Origin of the sequence: Streptomyces sp. NPDC006140 (assembly GCF_040628815.1) — a bacterium.
GTDB lineage: Bacteria > Actinomycetota > Actinomycetes > Streptomycetales > Streptomycetaceae > Streptomyces.
In genome coordinates, this window is the sequence record NZ_JBEXTS010000001.1 from 921,858 (window position 1) to 945,909 (window position 24,052).

Annotated in this window: 16 protein-coding genes; 10 read left to right on the plus strand and 6 right to left on the minus strand. The window is 73.7% G+C overall.

Going from position 1 to position 24,052, the window contains the following annotated elements:
* The first annotated feature begins 4 nt into the window (after nucleotides 1–4).
* The 3 genes from ABZ386_RS04290 (at nucleotide 5) to ABZ386_RS04300 (ending at nucleotide 7,180) form a co-directional block, all read left to right on the plus strand.
* Nucleotides 5–736, plus strand: a complete 732-nt coding sequence (locus ABZ386_RS04290) for a VIT1/CCC1 transporter family protein (protein WP_355723795.1) — start codon at nucleotides 5–7, stop codon at nucleotides 734–736.
* 383 nt (nucleotides 737–1,119) lie between these two features.
* Nucleotides 1,120–5,724: a glutamate synthase large subunit gene (gene gltB, locus ABZ386_RS04295; RefSeq protein ID WP_351332977.1), complete on the plus strand. Its 4,605-nt coding sequence runs from the start codon at nucleotides 1,120–1,122 to the stop codon at nucleotides 5,722–5,724.
* The gene (locus tag ABZ386_RS04300) at nucleotides 5,717–7,180 is read left to right on the plus strand and encodes a glutamate synthase subunit beta (RefSeq protein ID WP_351331792.1); all 1,464 of its coding nucleotides are present in this window, start codon (nucleotides 5,717–5,719) and stop codon (nucleotides 7,178–7,180) included. The genes gltB and ABZ386_RS04300 overlap by 8 nt, the downstream gene beginning before the upstream one ends.
* Nucleotides 7,181–7,301: 121 nt before the next feature.
* Here ABZ386_RS04300 and ABZ386_RS04305 read toward each other — a convergent pair whose 3' ends face one another.
* From ABZ386_RS04305 to ABZ386_RS04315, 3 genes are read right to left on the minus strand one after another with little or no spacing between them, the layout of a single operon-like run.
* Nucleotides 7,302–8,312 carry an ABC transporter ATP-binding protein gene (locus tag ABZ386_RS04305; RefSeq protein WP_351331790.1) on the minus strand — a complete coding sequence of 337 codons (1,011 nt, stop codon included), beginning with the start codon at nucleotides 8,310–8,312 and terminating at the stop codon, nucleotides 7,302–7,304.
* Nucleotides 8,309–11,041, minus strand: coding sequence for an ABC transporter permease (locus ABZ386_RS04310; RefSeq protein ID WP_358963533.1), 2,733 nt, complete (start codon nucleotides 11,039–11,041; stop codon nucleotides 8,309–8,311). Before ABZ386_RS04310 ends, ABZ386_RS04305 begins: the two co-directional genes overlap by 4 nt.
* Nucleotide 11,042: 1 nt before the next feature.
* Nucleotides 11,043–14,390 (minus strand): FtsX-like permease family protein, encoded by a 3,348-nt coding sequence (locus ABZ386_RS04315; protein WP_358963535.1) that lies wholly within the window; start codon nucleotides 14,388–14,390, stop codon nucleotides 11,043–11,045.
* A 138-nt stretch (nucleotides 14,391–14,528) separates the two neighbouring features.
* Between ABZ386_RS04315 and ABZ386_RS04320 the strand changes: the two genes are divergently transcribed.
* The 4 genes from ABZ386_RS04320 to ABZ386_RS04335 all read left to right on the plus strand — a co-directional run bounded on the left by ABZ386_RS04320 (nucleotide 14,529) and on the right by ABZ386_RS04335 (nucleotide 17,957).
* A complete protein-coding gene (locus ABZ386_RS04320; RefSeq protein ID WP_351331784.1) occupies nucleotides 14,529–15,260 on the plus strand; it encodes an ABC transporter ATP-binding protein in 732 nt (243 codons plus the stop codon).
* Between the two features lie 30 nt (nucleotides 15,261–15,290).
* A complete protein-coding gene (locus ABZ386_RS04325) occupies nucleotides 15,291–16,007 on the plus strand; it encodes a VWA domain-containing protein (RefSeq protein ID WP_358963538.1) in 717 nt (238 codons plus the stop codon).
* A gap of 37 nt (nucleotides 16,008–16,044) precedes the next feature.
* Nucleotides 16,045–16,200, plus strand: a complete 156-nt coding sequence (locus tag ABZ386_RS04330; RefSeq protein ID WP_355726700.1) for a hypothetical protein — start codon at nucleotides 16,045–16,047, stop codon at nucleotides 16,198–16,200.
* Between the two features lie 101 nt (nucleotides 16,201–16,301).
* A complete protein-coding gene (locus ABZ386_RS04335) occupies nucleotides 16,302–17,957 on the plus strand; it encodes a cytochrome bc complex cytochrome b subunit (RefSeq protein ID WP_356616104.1) in 1,656 nt (551 codons plus the stop codon).
* Here ABZ386_RS04335 and ABZ386_RS04340 read toward each other — a convergent pair.
* Nucleotides 17,932–19,173: an acyl-CoA dehydrogenase family protein gene (locus ABZ386_RS04340; protein ID WP_358963540.1), complete on the minus strand. Its 1,242-nt coding sequence runs from the start codon at nucleotides 19,171–19,173 to the stop codon at nucleotides 17,932–17,934. The genes ABZ386_RS04335 and ABZ386_RS04340 overlap by 26 nt on opposite strands.
* Nucleotides 19,173–20,312, minus strand: a complete 1,140-nt coding sequence (locus ABZ386_RS04345; RefSeq protein ID WP_358963542.1) for an acyl-CoA dehydrogenase family protein — start codon at nucleotides 20,310–20,312, stop codon at nucleotides 19,173–19,175. The genes ABZ386_RS04340 and ABZ386_RS04345 overlap by 1 nt, the downstream gene beginning before the upstream one ends.
* A 62-nt stretch (nucleotides 20,313–20,374) precedes the next feature.
* Between ABZ386_RS04345 and ABZ386_RS04350 the strand changes: the two genes are divergently transcribed.
* Genes ABZ386_RS04350 through ABZ386_RS04360 form a run of 3 tightly spaced genes read left to right on the plus strand, consistent with a single transcriptional unit; the run spans nucleotide 20,375 to nucleotide 22,998 of the window.
* Nucleotides 20,375–21,163 carry an SDR family oxidoreductase gene (locus ABZ386_RS04350; protein ID WP_351331774.1) on the plus strand — a complete coding sequence of 263 codons (789 nt, stop codon included), beginning with the start codon at nucleotides 20,375–20,377 and terminating at the stop codon, nucleotides 21,161–21,163.
* A gap of 42 nt (nucleotides 21,164–21,205) precedes the next feature.
* Nucleotides 21,206–21,817, plus strand: a complete 612-nt coding sequence (locus ABZ386_RS04355; RefSeq protein WP_356501307.1) for a TetR/AcrR family transcriptional regulator — start codon at nucleotides 21,206–21,208, stop codon at nucleotides 21,815–21,817.
* 23 nt (nucleotides 21,818–21,840) lie between these two features.
* Nucleotides 21,841–22,998 carry an acetyl-CoA C-acetyltransferase gene (locus ABZ386_RS04360; protein ID WP_358963544.1) on the plus strand — a complete coding sequence of 386 codons (1,158 nt, stop codon included), beginning with the start codon at nucleotides 21,841–21,843 and terminating at the stop codon, nucleotides 22,996–22,998.
* Here the strand turns inward: ABZ386_RS04360 and ABZ386_RS04365 are convergent.
* On the minus strand, nucleotides 22,982–24,034 hold the full coding sequence (locus ABZ386_RS04365; RefSeq protein WP_356671122.1) for a nitronate monooxygenase: 1,053 nt from the start codon (nucleotides 24,032–24,034) through the stop codon (nucleotides 22,982–22,984). The genes ABZ386_RS04360 and ABZ386_RS04365 overlap by 17 nt on opposite strands.
* Nucleotides 24,035–24,052: the final 18 nt, after the last annotated feature.

The window sequence follows — 24,052 nt, forward strand, 5'->3', positions numbered from 1 at the left end:
TTCCATGGCCATCATCGAGACCGAGGCGGCGCTGCACGAGGCGCACCGGGACAACCACACCCACCGGGACGTGAACGGCGGCTGGCTGCGTCCCGCGGTGTTCGGAGCGATGGACGGCCTCGTCTCCAACCTGGCCCTGATGACCGGTGTCGCGGGCGGGTCGGTCGGCCAGCACACCGTCGTCCTCAGCGGACTGGCCGGCCTGGCCGCCGGTGCCTTCTCCATGGCCGCCGGCGAGTACACCTCCGTCGCCTCGCAGCGCGAGCTGGTCGAGGCCGAGCTGGACGTGGAGCGGCGTGAGCTGCGCAAGCACCCGCAGTGCGAGGAGGCCGAGCTCGCCGCGCTCTACCGGGCGCGCGGGGTCGAGCCGCGGCTGGCCGACGAGGTCGCCCGGCAGTTGTCGAAGGACCCCGAGCAGGCGCTGGAGATCCACGCCCGGGAGGAGCTGGGCATCGACCCCGGCGATCTGCCCTCGCCGACCGTCGCCGCGGTGTCGAGCTTCGGCTCCTTCGCGCTCGGCGCGCTGATCCCCGTACTGCCCTATCTGCTGGGCGCGAGCAGCATCTGGCCGGCCGTGCTGCTGGCGCTGCTGGGGCTGTTCCTGTGCGGTGCGGTGGTGGCCAAGGTGACGGCGCGCACCTGGTGGTACAGCGGGCTGCGGCAGCTGCTCCTGGGTGGCGCGGCGGCCGGTGTGACGTACGCCCTGGGCACCTTGTTCGGAACGGCCGTAGGATAGCGCGGCTCGGGCTTATGCATGGGGCCGCATAAGTAACCGTTACTCGCTGGTTTCGAATGCGCAACCACCGGGCATGAGCCGTAAGCGCTGCGGGCAATGAGGCCCGCCGCGTACCCCAGCGGGGCGGGCGAAGGCGCCTGCCCCCGCCCCAGGGCCCGACGGGCATCGATCTCACCCGGTCGTTCCGTACAGGCCCCCCATAGCTTCCACCGTCGGTGCGGTACCCCCGCCGCGAGCCGCCGGTGTCCGCATGTTGGAACGGATTATCCCGCTTCCCGAGAACCGCTCCATCATGTAACCTGCACGAAATTTTGCGATCACGCGAGGGCCAACGTCGTCCCTCGGCACCTTGCATATGCCACATGACGACGACGGGAGAGCCGATGCGTACGCCGCGCCAGCCGTCCCAGCATTCCGCGAATGGCCAGAACTGGTCCTTCATGGATGCTCGCCCTGCTGCGCAGGGTATGTACGACCCCCGCAACGAGCACGACGCCTGCGGCGTCGGCTTCGTCGCCACCCTCACCGGCGAGGCGTCCCACACCCTGGTCGAGCAGGCTCTGACCGTCCTGCGCAACCTCGAACACCGCGGTGCCACCGGCTCCGAGCCCGACTCGGGCGACGGCGCCGGCATCCTGTCGCAGGTTCCGGACGCCTTCTTCCGTGACGTGGCCGGATTCCAGCTGCCCGAGGCCGGCGGATACGCCGTCGGCATCGCCTTCCTGCCGGAGGACTCCACCGCCGACGCCGTCTCGCAGATCGAGACGATCGCGGCCGACGAGGGCCTGACCGTCCTCGGCTGGCGCGAGGTGCCGGTCGCGCCCCAACTGCTCGGTGCCACCGCCCGGTCGACCATGCCGGTCTTCCGCCAGATCTTCGTCGCCGACGGCGCGGACGTGCCCGCCACGGGCATCGCCCTCGACCGCAAGGCCTTCGTGCTGCGCAAGCGCGCCGAGCGCGAGGCCGGCGTGTACTTCCCGTCGCTGTCCGCGCGGACCATCGTCTACAAGGGCATGCTGACGACCGGTCAGCTGGAGCCCTTCTTCCCGGACCTGTCCGACCGCCGCTTCGCCTCCGCGATCGCGCTCGTGCACTCCCGCTTCTCGACGAACACGTTCCCGTCGTGGCCGCTGGCCCACCCGTACCGCTTCGTCGCGCACAACGGTGAGATCAACACCGTCAAGGGCAACCGCAACTGGATGGCGGCCCGCGAGTCCCAGATCGTCTCCGACCTGTTCGGCGGCCAGGACGAGATCGACCGGATCTTCCCGATCTGCACGCCCGACGCCTCCGACTCCGCCTCCTTCGACGAGGTCCTGGAGCTGCTGCACCTGGGCGGCCGCTCCCTGCCGCACTCCGTGCTGATGATGATCCCGGAGGCGTGGGAGAACCACGACTCCATGGACCCGGCCCGGCGCGCCTTCTACCAGTTCCACTCCACGATGATGGAGCCCTGGGACGGCCCGGCCTGTGTCACCTTCACCGACGGCACCCAGGTCGGCGCGGTCCTCGACCGCAACGGCCTGCGCCCCGGCCGCTACTGGGTCACCGACGACGGCCTGGTCGTCCTCGGCTCCGAGGTCGGCGTCCTGGACATCGACCCGGCCAAGGTCGTCCGCAAGGGCCGCCTCCAGCCGGGCCGCATGTTCCTCGTCGACACCGCCGAGCACCGCATCATCGAGGACGACGAGATCAAGGCCGAGCTCGCCGCCGAGAAGCCGTACGCGGAGTGGATCGAGGCCGGTGAGATCGAGCTCTCCGACCTGCCCGAGCGCGAGCACATCGTCCACACCCACGCCTCGGTCACCCGCCGCCAGCAGACCTTCGGGTACACCGAGGAGGAGCTGCGCGTCATCCTCGCGCCGATGGCCAAGGCCGGTGCCGAGCCGATCGGCTCCATGGGCACCGACTCGCCGATCGCCGCGCTGTCGGACCGCCCGCGCCTGCTCTTCGACTACTTCACGCAGCTGTTCGCGCAGGTCACCAACCCGCCGCTGGACGCCATCCGCGAGGAACTGGTCACCTCCCTGCGCTCCTCGCTGGGCCCGCAGGGCAACCTGCTGGAGCCGTCGGCCGCGTCCTGCCGCAGCGTCCTGCTGCCCTTCCCGGTCATCGACAACGACGAGCTGGCCAAGCTCATCCACATCAACGCCGACGGTGACATGCCCGGCTTCAAGGCCGCGACCCTGTCCGGCCTGTACAGGGTGCACGGCGGCGGTGACGCGCTGGCCGCCCGCATCGAGGAGATCTGCGCCGAGGCCGACGCCGCGATAGAGAACGGCGCCCGCCTGATCGTCCTGTCGGACCGGCACTCGGACGCCGAGCACGCGCCGATCCCGTCGCTGCTGCTCACCGCGGCCGTCCACCACCACCTCATCCGCACCAAGCAGCGCACCCAGGTGGGCCTGCTGGTCGAGGCCGGTGACGTCCGCGAGGTCCACCACGTCGCCCTGCTCATCGGCTACGGCGCCGCCGCGGTCAACCCGTACCTGGCGATGGAGTCCGTCGAGGACCTGGTCCGCGCCGGCACCTTCCTGCCCGGCATCGAGCCCGAGAAGGCCATCCGCAACCTCATCTACGCCCTCGGCAAGGGCGTGCTGAAGGTCATGTCCAAGATGGGCATCTCGACCGTCGCCTCCTACCGCGGCGCCCAGGTCTTCGAGGCCGTCGGTCTCGACGAGGCCTTCGTCGAGAAGTACTTCAACGGCACGGCCACCAAGATCGGCGGCGTCGGCATCGACGTCATCGCCAAGGAGGTCGCCGCCCGGCACGCCAAGGCCTACCCGGCCTCCGGCATCGCCCCGGCGCACCGCGCGCTGGAGATAGGCGGCGAGTACCAGTGGCGCCGCGAGGGCGAGCCGCACCTGTTCGACCCGGAGACGGTCTTCCGCCTCCAGCACTCCACCCGCTCCGGCCGCTACGACATCTTCAAGAAGTACACCGAGCGCGTGAACGAGCAGTCCGAGCGGCTGATGACGCTGCGCGGCCTGTTCGGCTTCAAGTCCGACCGGAAGCCCATCCCGATCGACGAGGTCGAGCCGGCCTCCGAGATCGTCAAGCGGTTCTCCACCGGCGCCATGTCGTACGGCTCCATCTCCCAGGAGGCGCACGAGACCCTCGCCATCGCCATGAACCAGCTGGGCGGCAAGTCCAACACCGGTGAGGGCGGCGAGGACCCGGAGCGCCTGTACGACCCGGCCCGCCGGTCGTCCATCAAGCAGGTCGCCTCCGGCCGCTTCGGTGTGACCTCCGAGTACCTGGTCAACTCCGACGACATCCAGATCAAGATGGCCCAGGGCGCCAAGCCCGGCGAGGGCGGCCAGCTGCCCGGCCACAAGGTCTACCCGTGGGTCGCCAAGACCCGTCACTCGACGCCCGGCGTGGGCCTGATCTCCCCGCCGCCGCACCACGACATCTACTCCATCGAGGACCTGGCCCAGCTGATCCACGACCTGAAGAACGCGAACCCGCAGGCGCGGATTCACGTCAAGCTGGTCTCCGAGGTCGGCGTCGGCACGGTCGCGGCGGGTGTGTCCAAGGCGCACGCGGACGTGGTGCTCATCTCCGGCCACGACGGTGGTACGGGTGCCTCCCCGCTCACCTCGCTGAAGCACGCCGGCGGCCCCTGGGAGCTGGGCCTCGCCGAGACCCAGCAGACGCTGCTGCTCAACGGCCTGCGCGACCGCATCGTCGTGCAGACCGACGGCCAGCTGAAGACCGGCCGTGACGTGGTCATCGCCGCGCTGCTCGGCGCCGAGGAGTTCGGTTTCGCGACCGCGCCGCTCGTCGTCTCCGGCTGCGTCATGATGCGCGTCTGCCACCTGGACACCTGCCCGGTCGGCATCGCCACGCAGAACCCGGTGCTGCGCGAGCGGTTCTCCGGCAAGGCCGAGTACGTCGTGAACTTCTTCAACTACATCGCCGAAGAGGTCCGCGAGATCCTCGCCGAGCTGGGCTTCCGCTCCATCGAGGAGGCCGTCGGCCACGCCGAGGCCCTCGACGTCACCCGCGCCGTCGACCACTGGAAGGCCCAGGGCCTGAACCTGGAGCCGCTGTTCCACGTGCCCGAACTGCCCGAGGGCGCGGTGCGCCACCAGATCGTCGCGCAGGACCACGGCCTGGAGAAGGCGCTCGACAACCAGCTGATCAAGCTGGCGGCGGACGCCCTGGCCGCCTCGGACGCCACCGAGGCCCAGCCGGTCCGCGCCCAGGTGGAGATCCGCAACATCAACCGCACGGTCGGCACCATGCTCGGCCACGAGGTGACGAAGAAGTTCGGCGGTGCGGGCCTGCCCGACGACACCATCGACATCACCTTCACCGGCTCCGCCGGCCAGTCCTTCGGCGCGTTCGTGCCGCGCGGCGTCACGCTGCGCCTGGAGGGCGACGCCAACGACTACGTCGGCAAGGGCCTCTCGGGCGGCCGGATCATCGTCCGCCCGGACCGCGCGGCCGACCACCTCGCCGAATACAGCGTCATCGCCGGCAACACCATCGGCTACGGCGCCACCGGCGGCGAGATGTTCCTGCGCGGCAAGACCGGTGAGCGGTTCTGCGTCCGCAACTCCGGCGCGACGGTCGTCTCCGAGGGCGTGGGCGACCACGGCTGCGAGTACATGACCGGCGGCCACGCGGTGGTGCTCGGCGAGACGGGCCGCAACTTCGCGGCCGGCATGTCCGGCGGTATCGCCTACGTGATCGACCTCGACCGGGACAACGTCAACGTCGGCAACCTGGACGCGATCGAGGCGCTGGACGACACCGACAAGCAGTGGCTGCGCGACGTGGTCCGCCGCCACCAGGAGGAGACGGGCTCCACCGTCGCCGAGAAGCTCCTGGCCGAGTGGGACACCGCCGTCGAGCGCTTCAGCAAGATCATCCCCAGCACGTACAAGGCAGTGCTCGCCGCCAAGGACGCCGCCGAGCGAGCCGGTCTCTCCGAGACCGAGACCCACGAGAAGATGATGGAGGCGGCGATCAATGGCTGACCCGAAGGGCTTCCTGAACCACGGGCGCGAGGTCGCCAAGTCCCGCCCCGTCGAAGAGCGCGTCAAGGACTGGAACGAGGTCTACGTCCCCGGCTCCCTGCTGCCGATCATCAGCAAGCAGGCCAGCCGCTGCATGGACTGCGGCATCCCGTTCTGCCACAACGGCTGCCCGCTCGGGAACCTGATCCCCGAGTGGAACGACTACGCCTACCGCGAGGACTGGGGCGCGGCGTCGGAGCGGCTGCACGCGACGAACAACTTCCCGGAGTTCACGGGCCGGCTGTGCCCCGCTCCCTGTGAGTCGGCGTGTGTGCTCGGCATCAACCAGCCGCCGGTCACCATCAAGAACGTCGAGGTCTCCATCATCGACAAGGCGTGGGAGACCGGGGACGTCGCCCCGCAGATCCCCGAGCGCCTGTCCGGCAAGACCGTCGCGGTCGTCGGCTCGGGCCCGGCCGGCCTCGCCGCCGCCCAGCAGCTGACCCGGGCCGGTCACACCGTCGCCGTCTACGAGCGCGCGGACCGCATCGGAGGCCTCCTCCGCTACGGCATCCCCGAGTTCAAGATGGAGAAGCGGCACATCAACCGCCGCATCGAGCAGATGCGCGCGGAGGGCACCCGCTTCCGCACCGGTATCGAGATCGGCCGCGACCTCAAGGCGACCGACCTGAAGAAGCGGTACGACGCGGTCGTCCTGGCCGTCGGCGCGACGACCGCCCGCGACCTGCCGGTGCCCGGCCGTGAACTCAAGGGCATCTACCAGGCGATGGAGTACCTGCCGCTGGCCAACAAGGTGCAGGAGGGCGACTTCGTGGCGCCCCCCATCTCGGCCGAGGGCAAGCACGTCGTGGTCATCGGCGGCGGCGACACCGGCGCGGACTGCGTCGGCACCGCCCACCGCCAGGGCGCGGCCTCCGTGACGCAGCTGGAGATCATGCCCCGCCCGAACGACGAGCGGCACCCGCTCAACCAGCCCTGGCCGACCTTCCCCATGCTGTACAAGGTCACCTCGGCCCACGAGGAGGGCGGCGAGCGCGTCTACTCCGTCTCGACGACCCACTTCGAGGGCGACGAGGACGGCAACGTCCAGTGGCTGCACCTCACCGAGGTGGAGTTCATCGACGGCAAGCTGACCCAGAAGCCGGGCACCGAGCGCAAGATCCCCGCCCAGCTGGTGACGCTGGCCATGGGCTTCACCGGCACCGACCGAGAGAACGGCCTGGTCGAGCAGTTCGGCCTGGAGCTGGACGAGCGCGGCAACATCGCCCGCGACGCCGACTTCCAGACCAACGTGCCGGGCGTGTTCGTCGCCGGTGACGCCGGCCGCGGCCAGTCGCTCATCGTGTGGGCGATCGCCGAGGGCCGTTCGGCGGCGCGCGGGGTGGACCGCCACCTCACGGGCGCCAGCGAGCTGCCCGCGCCGATCCGCCCGACGGACCGGGCCCTGATGGTCTGACAGCGGTCCGCACAGACGTCCCGTACAACGGCGTACGGAACACAGACGGCGCCTGCCCCTTGTCCCCGACCGGACGAACGGGCAGGCGCCGTCGCCTGTCCTCAGCCGTGCCTGTCCGTCCTCAGCCGTGCCGGTCCTCGGTGCCGTGCCTGTCCACGGTGCCGCCCCCGTCCTCGGTGCCGTGCCCGTCCGGCCACACCTGGACGTGGTCCTCCTCCAGCTCCAGCAGCACCCGGTCCCGCATGCCCAGGGCCGCCGTGTACTCGGCCGGCAGCTGCAGGCGGCCCGCGCGGTCGAGCATCGCGTACTCGCGCGCCACCAGGGACTCCCGCCCCGTCGCGTCGACCTCCGTGCGACGCAGTACCTCCGTGGAGGTGCGGCCGTCGCGGATCGCGACCGTGCGGCGGACCTCGCCGGACACCGCCTGGTCGTGCGTGACGATGACGATCGTCGTGCCCAGTTCCTCGTTGGCCCGGCGGAACGCCGCGAAGACCTGCTGCCCGGTCGCCGAGTCCAGCTCACCCGTCGGCTCGTCGGCGAGCAGGACGGCGGGGGCGTTGGCGAGGGCGACGGCGATCGCGACGCGCTGCTGCTGGCCGCCGGACATCTGCCGCGGCCGCCGGTCCCGGCAGTCGGCGACCCCCAGCAGGGAGAGCAGCTCGTCCGCCCGTCCGGCCCGTTCCCGCCGGGAGCGGCCCGCCAACTGCATGGGCAGCGCCACGTTCTGCACCGCCGTCAGATACGGCAGCAGATTGCGGGCCGTCTGCTGCCAGACGAAGCCGACCACCTCGCGCCGGTACCGCAACCGCGCCTTGGCGTCCATCGCCAGCAGATCGTGACCCGCGACCTTCGCGGCGCCGGCCGTGGGCACGTCCAGGCCCGCGAGGATGCTCATCAGCGTCGACTTGCCGCTGCCGGACGCCCCCACCAGCGCCATCAACTCGCCCTCGCGCACCAGCAGATCGAGCCCCTGGAGCGCCTGCACCTCCACGGCGTCCCCGCCGCCCCGCTTGGCGAAGATCCGCACCAGCCGGTCGCAGGCGATCAGGGCGTCGTGCCCGTACGCAGGCCGGTCGCGGTGGTGCGCCGCCCGCCGCTCCAGCTCCGCGAGCGACTCCGTCGTACCGCTCATCGCATGTCTCCTGCCCTGAGGTGAGTGATCGGTGTCCGGCGCCCCGCCCACCAGGCCTGCGCGACGGCCACCGCCCCCGCCAGCAGTACCGTGACCGCGGCCGGCAGGGCCAGCGACCACACGTCGGCCCGCAGCACGGCACCGCCCGGCAGCGCTCCGCCGGACGCGCCGGCCAGGGCGAGCCGGTCCAGGTCGACGCCGGGGGCGAGCAGCCCTACCGTGGCCCAGCCGACGGCCATGCCCCCGCCCGCCGCCAGGAGCGCCTGGGGCAGCGCCTCCAGGCCGAGCAGCCGACGCCCCTGACGGGTCGTCAGACCCAGGGCGCGCAGCCGGGCCAGCAGCGCGGCCCGTTCCGGCGCGGACCGCAGCATGGCGAGCACCAGGGCGAGCACGGCGTACCCCGCACCCGCGGCCACGGCCCAGACGTAGATCCGTTCGGCGCCCTTCTGCAGCGGTGAGTCGGACAGCGCCGCCCGCTCCTCGCCGCGCAGGGTCACGGAGACGCCGGAGCCGGTGTCGCGCACGGCCGCCCGCAGCGCCTTCGCGTCGAGTCCGGCACCGGCCGCCAGCAGGGTCGTGGGACCGCCGGAGGCCTTCAGGCCCGCCGCGTCGACCAGCAGGAACTCGCCCTGGGTGACGGCCGGGGTGCGGGGGCGGACGGCGGTGATCCGTACCGTGACGGGCCCGCCCTCCGTGACGATCCGGCGCGGCGCCCGCCCGAGTCGTTCCGCGACCTCGGGGGAGGCGATGGCGTCCAGCACCCCGCCCCCGGCGCCCAGCAGGCCGGCCGGGAAACCCCCGAGCCCCGTCCGCCGGGCCACCTCCGCGTACGTCTCCGGCTCGACCCCGACCACGGTCAGCGACGGCGTCTCGTCGGAGGGGCGCTCCGCGGCGAACCCGACCCGCACGGCCGTGACCTGCCGTACGCCCGCCACATCCCGTACCGCCCCCGCCAGTCCGGCCGGGAGCGGGGTGCCGTCGGTCGTCTCCAGGCGCGCGTCCGCGCCCGTCTCCAGCAGCGCGGCCCGGTCCCGGGCGTCCGCCACGCCGGTCAGCACGGACCCTCCGAACGCGGCCGTCGTCAGGGCGGTCAGCAGGGCGAGCAGGGGCAGCACGGCGACCGCCGCCGGGGAGCGGCCCGCGCGGGCCAGCGACAGGAACCCGACCAGGCCGCGCAGCCGCCCGGCCGGGCCGGCGGCCCACCGCAGCGGCAGCGGGTACAGCCGTACCAGGACCAGCGCGGCGACCACCCCGAGGAGCACCGGGGCCGCGCTCACCAGCAGATCGGCCGACCCTTCCGTGCCGCGGCGGCGCAGCGCCGCCACCGAGCCGGCGGCCAGCACCAGCACGGTCAGTTCGGCGACCGTGCGGCGCCCGCCGGGCCTGGCGTGGGCGAGGTCGTCGCGTTCCCGGTGCGCCCGCGGCCTGCGCTGCGCCACGACCGCGCGCAGCGGCAGCACGGCACAGGCCAGCAGCGCCACGGCGCCCGCCCCGAGCACGGCGGGCAGCGCCCGGCCCTCGTCCACCACGAGCAGGGCGAGCAGCAGACCGCAGGCCGCCGCGGGCACCGCCGGCACCGCGGTCTCGGCCAGCAGCCGCCCGCCGATGCCGCGCAGGGACCCGCCCCGGGCCCGCAGCAGGGCGAGTTCGTCGTCGCGGCGGGCGGCGGCCAGACCACCGGCCATGACCAGGACGACGACGGCGACCGCGGCGATCCCGAAGGCCGCGACGGCGACCACGGGCGTGATCGCCTCCCGGGTCTCCGCGTAGGCGCCGACCACCTGCTCCAGGCCGGTGGACAGCTGCGCCGTCGGACCGGCGGCCCCGCGCATCCGCACCAGCCCGGGTCCGTCCTCCAGGGACGCCACGGCCGCGCCGAGCGCCGAGGCGTCCGCCCCGGTGAGCCGCCCGGTCGCCGGCGCGAACCGCCAGTACTTCTCCGGCTCCCCCTGCCCGCCGAGCAGCGCCGGCGCGGCCCCGGGCGCCAGCAGGACACCCGCCTCCCAGTAGAACTGCGGCGGGCGGCCGTTGTTGCTCTGCAGGGCCGGTGTGCGCAGCACAGGCTCCGCGGACCAGTAACTCCCCCGCGGATGCCGGGGTTCGAGGACGCCGGTGATCCGCACGGTCAGCGGCCCGTCCGGGAAGCCGGCCAGGCTGAGCGTGGAGCCGGCCCGCAGCCGCAGCGTGCGGGCGGTCTCGCTGGTCACGGCCCCCTCCACCGACCTGGTGTCCACGCTCACCGCGCCGGCGGTGGGCAGCCGTCCCTCCCGCACGGTGGCGTGTCCGGCCGCTCCCGACTGCGTGAGCAGCGTGAACCGCGGCGGCAGCCCGTCCGGCCGGGGCAGCGAGGCGTCCAGCGCCTCCAGGCTCTTGCCGGTCCGCACCCCGTACGCCGACTCGGCCGGGTCCGCCCGCAGCGGCCCGGGCAGCAGCGCCCGCGCCCGGGCGTCGACCGCCGCGAGCGCCTGAGGCCGGACCGCGTCCGCCCGGGCCTCCTCGCTCTGTTCGAGACCGGGCGGCGGCGACTTCAGCTCCAGCACGGTGGACTCGGGGGAGGCCCCGGTGACGGCCGCGCGCAGCCCGTCCGTCTCGTACGCCTCGACGGCCCGGGGCAGGACGGCCGCAAGGAACGCCGTGACCAGCACCAGCACACCGAAGGCGACGGCGGACCAGGGCGCGGTCCGCAGCCGCGTCCGCACCCACGGCGCGCCCTGTGCGTTCGGCCGCATCTCAGTCCTCCCCCTGATCGCGGAGCGCGACCGCCGGCTCGGCACGGCGCAGCGCCGACGCGACGGTGATCAGCAGCAGCGGGGCGGCCACCCCCGCGAGCAGCAGGGCCACCCGGGACACCGGGAGTTCGACGAGGACGGGCGGGGCCGGCCGCGCGGCCCCGGAGGTCAGCACGATCAGCGGCACGACGGCCCGGGCCAGGACGGTGCCGAGCCCCAGCCCGGCGAGCAGCCCGGCGCCGATGAGCAGGCTCTGCTCCGTCGCGACGAGCCGGGCGAGATCCCGGCGGGGCGTGCCCAGGGCGCGCAGCACCGCGAACTCCGCGGACCGCTCCCGCCGCGCCCCGGCGGCGCTCACCGCGAAACCCCCGGCGGCGAGGGCCACGGCGGCCACCGCCACCGCCGTCAGCGCCGAGCGCGGCCCGGCGCCGAGCGGGTCCCGCAGCAGCTCGGCCGCGGTCTCGTCCCGCACCAGCACCTGCTGCGGTGCGAGGTCGGGGCGCGCCCGCAGCGCCGCGACGACCTCGGCGGTCTTGCCGGGGGCGGCGCTCACCCACCACTCGGTGGGGGCGAGCGGCGCACCGGCCCGTTGTGCCAGCACGGCGTCGACGGCCCGCAGATCGAGCAGCAGCGCCCCGCCGTCCACGGCCTGCCCGTCCACGCCGGCGCCGGTGGTCGGCAGTTCCTCGACCACCCGCACGATCCGCACCCGCAGCTGCTCCCCGGACAGCGGTACGTCGATGGTGTCGCCGGGCCCGGCCCCCGCCGCCCGCAGGAAGTCCCGGGTGGCGACGGCGGACAGGCCGCGCGGCGCCCCGGCCCCGGCGGTGGCGACCCGGAGGGTGTAGATCCGCGAGGCGCCCGCGATGCCGTCGGGGTCGGGGTCGGGGTTGGCGCCGGTGCCGTACGCCACGGTCAGCGGCGCGGTCCCCGACACGGCGGGCTCGGCGGCCGAACGGGCGACGACCTCGCCGTTCTCCGTCACGGCCCGGTCGCCCTGCCAGCGCGTTCCGGCGGGCGCCGGGACGGTCCGCGCGGCGCCGTCGCGGCCGGTGGCGAGCAGCCGTTCGACGGTGAACCGGTGCTGTTCGGGGCGGACGGCGGGGGAGGTGTCGTCGAGCTGCAGCCCGGTCAGCCGCAGCGGCCCGGCCGGGGCGGCACGGCGGCCCGTCGCCGTCACGTCCAGGTCGAGCGTGGCCCGGTGGACCCGGCCGTCCACCGGGACGCTGCCGGCGCCCAGCCGGTACGCGATGCCGTACCGGTCCTCGACGACCACTGTGAGCAGGGGCGCGCGGCCGGAGGGGGAGCGCCCCGTCGGGGACCGCTCGTCGGTGATCCGCACGTCGAGGGTGAGCCGCCGGGTGCCGTCCGGGAGCCGCACCGCCCGGTCGTCGTCCCGCGCGGGCGGGTCCAGTGCCCGCAACAGTGCCGCCGGGGGCTCGTCGGCGAGGTCGCCGCGCATCAGCATGCCGTCCGCGGCGTGGGCCGTGTCCAGGGCGAGGACCGTCGCCTCGCGGTCGCCGGAGAGGGCCAGGGTGGTGCGGTGCGCGGGGGCGGCGTCCCGCGCCCCGGGCAGCGCGGCGTAGAGACCGGTCTGGCCGGGGCTGCCCGGCCGGTGGTCGAGGACCCGGACGGCGGCGCCCGTCCGGAAGTCGGCCTGGTCGTCCTGCGACCGGTCCCAGGACGCGCCGTGTCCGATCGCCAGCATCCCCGTCGCCACGGCGATGACCAGCAGCAGCACCGGGCCCGCCCCGCGCAGCGGGCGGCGGCTGAACTGCCAGCCCGCCAGCGCCGCCGGCAGCCCGCGCCCCCGCGCGGACCGCCGCTCCGCGAGCCGGGCCAGCAGGGGCAGCAGCCGCAGCGTCAGCACCGTGCCGGCCAGCAGCGCCAGCGCGGGCGCCGCGACCAGCAGCGGGTCGATGCCCAGCTGCCCGGCCCGGTCCCGGCTGAGCACCCCGCCGCCACTCGCGTCGGTCTGCCGTGCCAGCTGCCAGTACGCCACGCCCGCGATCAGCAGCAGCCCGACATCGGCTCCGGCGCGCACGGGCGCGGCCGCCGTGGCGGCGCGCACGCGCCGCAGCCGTACCGTCGTACCGGCCGTCGCCGCCAGCGCGGGCGCCACGACCGCCACGGCGCACACCACCGCCACCCCGGCCGCGACCAGCCAGACCGCGCCCGACGGGGCGGTGTCGAGCCGCAGCCCGATCCGGTCGAGCCCGGACCACCGGGCCAGCAGCCGGGCCAGCGGTCCGGACAGCAGCGCCGCACAGACCCCGGCGGGCACCGCCAGCAGCAGCGCCTCCAGTGCGGCCAGTCCGGTGATCCGGCCGCGCGACGCGCCTCTGGCCCGCAACAGCTCCGTCTCGCCCGCCCGTTCACTGCCCAGCAGCCGCGCCACCAGCAGCAGCGCGTACCCGGCGAGCAGCACCAGTTGCACGGAGACGATCAGCAGGGTGGACCGGGACACCAGCAGGGTCCGCTCGGTCCGGTCGAGCACTTCGGGCAGCCCGGTGCGCACGTCCGCGGCACCGCCGAGCGCCGGGTCCGCGCGCAGCGCCGAAGCCGCGCGGACGGCCGCCGCGCGGAGCGCGCCCATGCCGTCGGTGGTGAAGGCGCGGTAGTCGGCCGTCGCCACCCAGCCCGTGCCGTCCTCGGAGGCGCGGCCGGAGGCGAGCACCGACGCGTCGGCCAGCAGCGGCCCGTACGTGGTGAAGGCGACGGTGCGCACGCCCTGGCCGCCGAGCGTGTCCGCCTGCCAGTAGGGGTCGGAGCTGTCGGCCGCCCGGTACACGCCGGTCACCCGCACCCGCAGGGGCTCGCCGCCCAGCCGGTCGGTGAGCGTGACCTGCGCTCCCGGCCGCAGCCTCAGCTTCTCGACGGCCGCCTCGGGCAGGGCGACGGGCACGGCGGCCGTGCGGGCGGCCGGGGCCGGGCCCGGCAGGGTGCCCGAGACCAGCCTGATCCGCGACCGGTCCAGGGCGGCCAGGTGCGTGAGATCGGGCTCGCCGGCACGGGCGTCGGCGCTCTGCAGGGAACGGGGCAGCGCGTACGGCCCGGACCGCTCCAGCCGCCGCACGGTCACCGGCAGCCCGCCGAACGCCTCCCGCGCCCCGCGCACCACGGCCCGCTGCGCCGCGTCCCGCCGCTCCCGGGGCACGTCCGCCTCGACGACCAGGGAGGCGGAGGCCGCGGCCCGGCCGCCCAGGGTGCCGCGCAGCGCCGCGTCCCCGACGGAGCCGGAGAAGGCCGTGAGGGCGGCGAGCACCGAGGTGGTCAGCAGGACGGCGAGCAGGGCGGCCGTGAGCAGCAGCCGGTGCGCGCGCAGGCGCAGCAGCAGTAAGCCCGTCACTCTTCCCCCACCCGATGGCCTAGCCACTGTTCTCCCAACGCGGCATGCATATCACGGACTTACCAGTCCGGCACATGCGTTCGAACCCGGGTCGTTCAGCTCTTGACCGTCCGGACCGGTTCCGTATGGGATGCGGTGATGACCGAGAACACCAGTCCGGGGTCCGGTGCCGCCCTCGCCGACGACGCGCCAGACGAGCCCATGCTGCGCGTGGAGGATCTGCACCACTCCTACGGCACCGGCGCCGCGGCCGTCCACGCGCTGCGCGGGGCCACCTTCGCCGTCCGGCGCGGTGAACTGGTCGCCCTCAAGGGCCGCTCGGGCTCCGGCAAGTCGACGCTGCTCCAGCTGATCGGCGGCCTCGACTCGCCGCGGAGCGGCCGGGTCGTCGTGGACGGCACGGACCTGTCGGCGCTGGGCGAGAGCGAGCTGCTGGAACTGCGCCGCGACCGGATCGGTTTCGTCTTCCAGTCCTTCGGGCTCATCCCCATCCTCACCGCCGCCGAGAACGTGGGCGTGCCGCTGCGGCTGCGCCGGGCCGAGCCCCGCGAACGCGAGGAGCGGGTGGCGCTGCTGCTGGCGCTGGTGGGCCTCGCGGGCCATGAGGCGCAGCGGCCCGCCGAGCTCTCGGGCGGGCAGCAGCAGCGCGTCGCCATCGCCCGGGCCCTCGCCAACCGCCCGGCCCTGCTGCTCGCCGACGAACCGACCGGCCAGCTCGACGCCGCCACCGGTCTGGCGGTGATGGAGCTGCTGCGGGCCGTGGTCCGCAGCGAGGGCGTCACGGCCCTCGTCGCCACCCACGACCCCCAACTCCTCGGCCTGGCCGACCGGGTGCTCAGCCTGAGCGACGGAGTGGTCGTCGAGGAGTGAGACAGCGTCGAGGAGTGAGACAGTAACGCCATGGCCGCGATCAGTCTCACCAAGGTCCAGGAGACCGCTCCCGCGCTGGTGAACCTCTACAAGAGCGCCGGGGTGTCCCTCACGAAGCACGGGCTGGACGGGCTGCGCGCCGCGGTCTACCTTGTCGTCGACTACTCCGGCTCGATGCGGCCCTACTACCAGGACGGCAGCGTGCAGGCGCTGGCCGACCGGGTGCTCGGGCTGTCGGCGCACCTCGACGACGACGGCACCGTTCCGGTCGTGTTCTTCTCCACGGACGTCGACGCCGAGACCGAGATCGCCCTGGCCCGTCACGAGGGGCGGATCGACCGGATCGTGGCCGGGCTCGGGCACATGGGGAAGACCAGCTACCACCTGGCGATGGACGCCGTCATCGACCACTACCTCGACAGCGGCACGGCCGAACCCGCCCTGGTCGTCTTCCAGACCGACGGCGGGCCGATCAACAAGCTCGCCGCCGAACGGTACCTGTGCAAGGCGGCGAAACTGCCGCTGTTCTGGCAGTTCATCGGCTTCGGCGACCCGCGCGGCAAGCAGTTCGACTTCCTTCGCAAGCTGGACGAGCTGGCCGTGCCCGACAAGCGGGTCGTCGACAACGCCGGCTTCTTCCACGCGGGGGAGGACCCGCGGAAGGTGCCGGACGCCGAGCTGTACGACCGGCTGGTGGGGGAGTTCCCGAAGTGGCTCGTGGCCGCGCGGGCCCGGGGCATCGTGTGAGTCAGGCGCCCAGCCGCTTGAACTGGTCCTCGTAAGGGTGAGTTCCAGGGCGGCCGCGTTCTCCGCCAGGTGGGCGCGGACGACGATCGGGCAGCTCTCCGAGATCGAGCCCGGTATGACCCCGCTGCTCCTGGACCAGTTGCACGGCATCGAGGAGCGCATCGCCCGGCGGAGGGCTCCCGGCAGTCGCTGAGCCGCCCGCTCGCCCCCTTGGCCTAGCCGCCCCCTCGCCCCGTTGGCGTGCTCGTCCAGCCGTGCCACGCTGGGAAGGATCCCACGGGGAGGCGACGACGTATGGGCGACGACGGCGCACGACGGGTGTACGGGACGGCCTCCGCCCGCAGGAGACCTCCCGCCGGCAAGGGCGAGAAACTCGCCGACTGGGCGGACGGACGGCTCGGGCTCTACGCGCTGGCCAAGGCCAACATGCGCAAGGTCTTCCCGGACCACTGGTCCTTCATGCTGGGCGAGGTCACCCTCTACAGCTTCGTCGTCCTGATCCTCACCGGCGTCTACCTCACCCTGTTCTTCGAGCCGAGCATGCAGGAGGTCGTCTACCGCGGCTCCTACACGGAACTCAACGGCGTGCTCATGTCCAGGGCGTTCGAGTCCACGCTGGACATCAGCTTCGACGTACGCGGCGGGCTGCTGATCCGGCAGATCCACCACTGGGCGGCGCTGGTCTTCATCACCGGCATGATGGTGCACATGATGCGGGTGTTCTTCACGGGCGCCTTCCGCAAGCCGCGCGAGCTGAACTGGGTCTTCGGCTGGACCCTGCTGATGCTCGGCATCATCACCGGCCTGACCGGCTACTCCCTCCCGGACGACCTGCTGTCCGGCACCGGCCTGCGCTTCGCGCACGGAGCGATCCTGTCGATCCCGATCGTCGGGACGTACGTGGCGTTCTTCCTCTTCGGCGGGGAGTTCCCGGGCGACGACATCATCTCGCGCCTCTTCCCGGTCCATGTGCTGCTGCTGCCGGGGATCATGCTGGGCCTGGTGACCGCCCATCTGATCCTGGTCTTCTACCACAAGCACACCCAGTTCCCGGGCCCCGGACGCAAGGAGCGGACGGTCGTCGGGATGCCCTTCCTGCCGGTCTACATGGCCAAGGCGGGCGGCTTCTTCTTCCTCGTCTTCGGCGTCCTGACCATCATGGGCGCGATCGCCCAGATCAACCCCGTGTGGGCGTTCGGCCCCTACCGCCCCGACCTGGTCACCACGGGCGCCCAGCCCGACTGGTACCTCGGCTTCTCCGAGGGGCTGATCCGGGTGATGCCGGGATGGGAGATCGACCTGTGGGGCCACACGCTGGTGCTCGGCGTGTTCATCCCGTTCGCGCTCTTCCCGCTGGTCATGCTCGCCATCGGCGCCTACCCCTTCATCGAGGCGTGGATCACCGGCGACAAGCGCGAGCACCACATCCTGGACCGGCCGCGCAACGTGCCCGTGCGCACCGGTCTCGGCGTGGCCTGGCTGACGCTGTACGCGGTGCTGCTGATCGGCGGCGGCAACGACATCGTCGCCACCCATCTGCACCTGTCCATCAACGTGATCACCTGGTTCGTGCGGATCGGCGCGTTCGTGCTGCCGGTCGTCGCCTTCATCGTCACGAAGAAGATCTGCATGGGCCTCCAGCGCCGCGACCGCGCCAAGGTCCTGCACGGCAGGGAGACCGGCACCATCAAACGGCTGCCGACCGGCGAGTACGTCGAGGTGCACGAGCCCCTCACCCAGGCCGAGCTGTTCACCCTCACCCAGCACGAGCAGAACCCGCCGTACGAGGTCGGACCCGAGGTCGACGCGGGCGGTGTACGCCGCAAGGTCAAACGGTCCGAGCGGCTGCGCGCCCGGCTCGCGCACGCCATGTTCGGGCCCGACGCGCGGATCCAGAAGCCGACGGTGGAGGAGTACCGGGAGATCACCAGCGGCGATCACCGGCACTGACGACCAGCGCCCGGCACTCCTCGGGAGCGCCCCAGGCGGTGCGCAGGGCCCGGGCCTTGGCCAGCCACAGCGACAGGTCGTACTCCGCGGTGTAGCCGATCGCGCCGTGCAGGTGCAGCGCCGTGCGGGCGGTGGCGTACGCGGCCTCGCAGGCGGCGACCTTGGCGGCGGCGACGTCGGCCGGGCGCAGGGTCAGCGCGGCGCCGAAGACCAGGGGGCGCGCGAACTCCAGGGCGATCTTCGCGTCGGCCAGCCGGTGCTTGACCGCCTGGAACGAGCCGACGGGCACGCCGAACTGGTGGCGCCGCTTGACGTGGCCGACGGTCCTGTCGAGGAGCGCCAGCCCCACGCCGAGGGCCTGGGCGGCGGTGGCGAGACGGGCCCGGGACAGGGCGGCTTCCGCGGGAGCGCCGAGGAGTTCACCGCCCGGGGTGAGGGGGGTGAGCCGCCGGGCGGGGTCGAGGGAGGCCCGGACCGGCCCGTGACCCGGGGAGAGACGGACACCACCGGGCTCCCACACGATCCGGAGGCCGGCGACGTCACCGTCCAGGGCGTAGGGGGCTTGCAGGGCCGTCGGCGTGGGCTCGCGCGGGCTGGGGGCACCGATTGTGGCGGCCGCGTCCTGGGCCCGGGGTGCGGGGGTGCCGGCCGTGGCGGTCGCGGCCTGGGCTCGGGGCTCGGGGGCGCCGTTACCGACCTTCGCGTCCTGGGCCCGGGGTGCGGGGGTGCCGGCCGTGGCGGTCGCGGCCTGGGCTCGGGGCTCGGGGGCGCCGTCCCCGACTCCTGCGTCCTGCGGCGCCCGGGGCATCGGGGTGTCGTTCGCGACGGCCGCGTCCTGGGCCCGGGGCGGTGTCACCGTCGCCATCGTCTCCCCGGATGCCAGCGCCGGCAGCAGCCGCTTGGCGGTGCCCGGGGCCGCTTCCGCGAGGAGTACCGCCGCCGTGACCGTCTCGACCAAGGGGCCGGGCACCGCGTGGCGGCCCAGTTCCATGAAGGCGACGGCCAGTTCCACGGGCCGCGGCCCCAGGCCCTCGTACGCCTCCGGCACCGCCAGCGCGAACACGCCCGCCTCCGCGAGCCGGGACCACAGCGCCCGCCCGCTCGCGTGGTCGCCCCGGCTCCACTCCCGCACCACCGCCGGTGTGTCCGCCGCCGTCAGCAGGGCGTCCAGCGACGCGGCGAAGGCGCGCTGCTCGGGGTCGAGGAGGAAACGCATCACCGGCGTCCCTTCGGCAGGCCGAGCAGCCGCTCGGCGATGATGTCGCGCTGGATCTCGTTCGTGCCCGCGTAGAGGGGACCGGCGAGCGCGAAGACGTACCGCTCCGCCCAGTCCGTGCCGGCCAGTTCGCCCTCCGGGCCGAGGAGGTCGAGGGCCGTCTCGTGCAGCGCGAGGTCCAGTTCGGACCAGAAGACCTTGTTCAGGCTCGACTCCGGGCCGACGGCCTCGCCGTCCAGGAAGCGGGAGGCCGCCGCGTAGGTGAAGAGCTGGTAGGCGCGGGCGCCGATCAGGGCGTCGGCGACCCGGTCCCGCGCGGCCGCCGGGCCGCCCCGCTCCCGCCACAGCCCGGCCAGCCGCCGCGCGGAGGCGAGGAAACGGCCGGGGGAGCGGAGCATCAGCCCGCGTTCATTGCCCGCCGTCGACATCGCGATCCGCCAGCCCTGGCCCGGCTGGCCGATCACGTCCTCGTCGGGCACGAAGACCTCGTCGAGGAACAGCTCCGCGAACGCCGGCTTGCCGTCGAGCCGGGCGATCGGGCGGACCGTGACACCAGGAGCCCGCAGGCCGAACATCAGGTAGGTCAGGCCCTGGTGGGGTTTCGGCGCGTCCGGGTCGCTGCGGAACAGGCCGAACGCGCGGTCGGCGAACGCGGCCCGCGACGACCAGGTCTTCTGCCCGCTCAAGCGCCACCCGCCGTCCGTGCGCACGGCCCGCGCCCGCAGCGACGCCAGGTCCGAACCGGCCTCCGGCTCCGACCAGGCCTGCGCCCACACCACCTCACCGCAGGCCATCGGCGGGAGCACCCGCGCCCGCTGCTCCTCGGTGCCGTGGGCGAAGAGCGTCGGGGCGAGCAGATGGATGCCGTTCTGGCCGACCCGGCCCGGCGCGCCCGCCGCGTAGTACTCCTCCTCGAAGAGCAGCCGGCGCACGAGACCCGCGTCCCGTCCGCCGTACTCGGACGGCCAGTCGACCACCGACCAGCGCTCCGCGGCCAACTCCGCCTCCCAGGCGCGGTGCGCAGCGAAGCCCTCCTCCGTCTCCAGGGAGGGCAGCGGCTCACGCGGCACGTGCGCGTGCAGCCACTCCCGCGCCTCGGTGCGGAACTCCTCGTCCGCCGGGGAGAACGCCAGGTCCACGACCGTCCCTCCTTCCCCGGCCGGACTTCCCTAACAAGTGTTTGGTAGGTTAGCGTGAGGCCATGACAGACGTCGAGAGCCCGTCGTACGTGCCCGGCCACGGCCTGCTGGCCGGGCGGACCGCCGTCGTCACCGCGGCGGCCGGCGCGGGCATCGGCGGGGCCACGGCGCGGCGCCTCCTGGAGGAGGGCGCGCGCGTCCTGGTCAGCGACGCGCACGTGCGGCGGCTCAAGGAGTACGAGGCGGAGCTGGCCGGTGATTTCGGCACCGGCGCGGTCTCCGCCGCGCCCTGCGACGTCACCGACGAGACGCAGGTCCGCGCCCTCTTCGACACCGCCGTGCGGGAACACGGGCGGCTCGACGTCGTCGTCAACAACGCCGGGCTCGGCGGCACCGCGGAACTGGCGGACATGACCGACGACCAGTGGACCCGCGTCCTGGACGTGACGCTGAACGGCACGTTCCGGTGCACCCGCGCCGCCCTGCGCCGCATGCGGGAGACCGGCGGCGGCGTGATCGTCAACAACGCCTCCGTCGTCGGCTGGCGCGCCCAGGCCGGACAGGCCCACTACGCCGCCGCGAAGGCGGGCGTGATGGCGCTGACCCGGTGCGCGGCGGTCGAGGCCGCCGCCTACGGGGTGCGGGTCAACGCCGTGGCCCCCAGCCTCGCCCTGCACCCGCACCTGGTGAAGGTGACGACCCCCGAGCTGCTCACCGAGCTGACCGCCCGCGAGGCCTACGGCCGCCACGCCGAACCCTGGGAGGTGGCCAACGTGATCGTGTTCCTGGCCTCCGGCTACTCCTCCTACATGACCGGAGAAGTGGTCTCCGTCAGCAGCCGGCATCCCTAGGGCGACAATGGACCCGTGCCTCCTACGAAGAAGAAACCCCAGGTGACCGCAGTCGAGCCCGCCGCGACCGCCACCCCCGGCGACCGCCGCGGCGAACTCCTCTCCACCGCCGCCGAGGTCTTCGCCGAGCAGGGCTACAACGCCACCACCGTCCGCAAGATCGCGGACCACGCGGGCATGCTCGCCGGCAGCCTCTACTACCACTTCGACTCCAAGGAGTCGATGCTGGAGGAGATCCTGCGCACCTTCCTCGACGAGCTGTGGGACGGCTACGACACCGTCCTGGGCGCCGAACTGGGACCCCGCGAGACGCTGCAGGCCCTGGTCACCGAGTCGTTCCGGGAGATCGACCGGCACCGCGCGGCCGTCGCGATCTACCAGAAGGAGAGCCGGCAGCTGGTGGCGCAGGAGCGGTTCGCGTTCCTCGCCGAGTCGCAGCGCAGGTTCGAGGAGGCCTGGCTGTCCACGCTGGAGCGCGGCGTCGCCGAGCGGGCCTTCCGCGCCGACCTGGACGTCCGGCTCACCTACCGGTTCGTGCGCGACACGGTGTGGGTGGCCGCCTCCTGGTACCGGCCGGGCGGACAGCACAGCCCGGACGAGATCGCCCGGCAGTACCTGTCGATGGTGCTGGACGGGATCGCCGTACGCGAATAACCCCCACTCATCAGGGAGTTGCCATGGCCGAGGCCTACATCGTCGAAGCGGTCCGGACGCCCGTCGGGCGGCGCGGGGGAGGGCTGAGCGCGGTCCACCCGGCCGACCTCGGCGCCCATGTGCTCCGGGAGCTGATGAGCCGCTCGGGCGCCGACCCGGCCGCCGTGGAGGACGTCGTCCTCGGCTGTCTGGACGCGGTGGGGCCGCAGGCCGGGGACATCGCGCGGACCTGCTGGCTGGCGGCCGGGCTCCCCGAGGAGGTGCCGGGCGTCACGGTCGACCGGCAGTGCGGTTCCTCGCAGCAGGCCGTGCACTTCGCGGCCCAGGCCGTGCTGTCCGGCACGCAGGACCTGGTGGTGGCGGGCGGCGTGCAGAACATGTCGATGATCCCCATCGCCTTCGCCACCCGGCAGGCCGCCGAGCCGCTGGGGCTCACCCAGGGCCCGTTCGCGGGCAGCGCGGGCTGGCGGGCCCGGTACGGGGACAAGCCCGTCAACCAGTTCGTGGGCGCCGAGATGATCGCCGCGAAGTGGGGCACCAGCCGGCCGGACCAGGAGGAGTTCGCCCTGCGCTCCCACCGGCGGGCGCTGCGGGCGATCGACGAGGGCCGCTTCGCCCGTGAGACCGTGCCCTACGGGGACGTCACGGCCGATGAGGGCCCCCGCCGGGACACCTCCCTGGAGAAGATGGCCGCGCTCAAGCCGGTCCTCGACGGCGGCACGATCACCGCCGCCTGCTCCTCGCAGGTCTCCGACGGGGCGGCGGCGATGCTGCTGGCCTCCGAGCGGGCCGTGCGCGACCACGGGCTCACGCCCCGCGCGCGTGTGCACCATCTGTCCGTGCGCGGCGAGGACCCGATCCGCATGCTCACCGCCCCCATCCCGGCCACCGCCCACGCCCTGAAGAAGACCGGCATGAGCATCGACGACATCGACCTCGTCGAGATCAACGAGGCCTTCGCGCCGGTCGTCCTGGCCTGGCTGAAGGAGACCGGCGCCGACCCGGAGCGGGTCAACGTCAACGGCGGGGCCATCGCCCTGGGCCACCCCCTCGGCGCCACGGGCGTGAAGCTGATGACCACGCTGCTGCACGAACTGGAGCGCACCGGCGGCCGGTTCGGCCTGCAGACCATGTGCGAGGGCGGCGGCCAGGCCAACGTGACGATCATCGAACGGCTCTGAGCCGCGCCAGCGTCCCGTCGGCCTCCGCCATGATCCGCCCCACCAGCTCCGCGCACGACGGCAGGTCGTCGATCACCCCGGCGACCTGCCCGGACGCCATCACACCCAGATCCGTACGGCCGTCCACCATCGCGGCCCTCAGCAGCATCGGCGTGTTCGCGGCGAGCAGCACCTGACTCCAGGACAGGTCCTTGCCGTGCTTCAGCGCGAGCCCGTCACGGATCATGCGACGCCAGGTCAGCCCCGACAGCCCGCGGAAGCCGGACGCGTGCCGCACCGCCCGCACCAGTGCCCGGCCCCGACCGGAGCGCTCCAGCGCGTCCACCAGCTCCGTCCGCAGCATGCGGTGCGGCAGCCCGTCCACCGCCCTGGTCACCGTCACCTCCCGCACGGTCGCCGCCAGATACCGCGCCTTCACCGCGTCCGGCACGGTCGAGTCCGACGTCAGCAGGAAGCGCGTGCCCATGGCGACGCCCGCCGCCCCGTAGGCCAGCGCCGCGACCAGCCCGCGCCCGTCGAAGAACCCGCCCGCCGCGACGACCGGGATCCGCACCGCGTCCACCACCTGCGGCAGCAGCACGGTCGTGGCCACCTCCCCGGTGTGCCCGCCGCCCTCCGCGCCCTGCACGACCACCGCGTCCGCGCCCCACGCCGCGACCTTCTCCGCATGCCGCCGCGCCCCCACGGTCGGCATGACCACCACGCCCGCCTCCTTGAGCTCGGCGATCAGCTCCCGGGACGGGGCCAGGGCGAAGGAGGCGACCCGGACGCCCTCCTCGACGAGGATCCGCACCCGCTCGCCCGCGTCGGCGGCGTCGGCGCGCAGGTTCACCCCGAACGGCGCGTCGGTGCGCGCCCGGACCTCCCGGACGGCCGCCCGCAGCTGGTCGGGCGTCATCGTCGCGGAGGCCAGGATGCCGAGGGCGCCCGCGTTCGCCGTGGCGGAGACCAGGCGGGGGCCCGCCACCCAGCCCATGCCGGTCTGCACGATCGGATGGCGGACACCGACGAGCCGGGTCAGGGCCGTTTCTTTCACGCGACGACCTCCGAGCCC

Coding starts and splice junctions, on each gene's coding strand:
- ABZ386_RS04350 (WP_351331774.1), top strand. CDS start 20,375: ATGACAGACGTCGAGAGCCCGTCGTACGTGCCCGGCCACGGCCTGCTG.
- gltB (WP_351332977.1), top strand. CDS start 1,120: ATGCGTACGCCGCGCCAGCCGTCCCAGCATTCCGCGAATGGCCAGAAC.
- ABZ386_RS04360 (WP_358963544.1), top strand. CDS start 21,841: ATGGCCGAGGCCTACATCGTCGAAGCGGTCCGGACGCCCGTCGGGCGG.
- ABZ386_RS04320 (WP_351331784.1), top strand. CDS start 14,529: ATGACCGAGAACACCAGTCCGGGGTCCGGTGCCGCCCTCGCCGACGAC.
- ABZ386_RS04310 (WP_358963533.1), bottom strand. CDS start 11,041: ATGCGGCCGAACGCACAGGGCGCGCCGTGGGTGCGGACGCGGCTGCGG.
- ABZ386_RS04325 (WP_358963538.1), top strand. CDS start 15,291: ATGGCCGCGATCAGTCTCACCAAGGTCCAGGAGACCGCTCCCGCGCTG.
- ABZ386_RS04340 (WP_358963540.1), bottom strand. CDS start 19,173: ATGCGTTTCCTCCTCGACCCCGAGCAGCGCGCCTTCGCCGCGTCGCTG.
- ABZ386_RS04305 (WP_351331790.1), bottom strand. CDS start 8,312: ATGAGCGGTACGACGGAGTCGCTCGCGGAGCTGGAGCGGCGGGCGGCG.
- ABZ386_RS04335 (WP_356616104.1), top strand. CDS start 16,302: ATGGGCGACGACGGCGCACGACGGGTGTACGGGACGGCCTCCGCCCGC.
- ABZ386_RS04300 (WP_351331792.1), top strand. CDS start 5,717: ATGGCTGACCCGAAGGGCTTCCTGAACCACGGGCGCGAGGTCGCCAAG.
- ABZ386_RS04290 (WP_355723795.1), top strand. CDS start 5: ATGGCCATCATCGAGACCGAGGCGGCGCTGCACGAGGCGCACCGGGAC.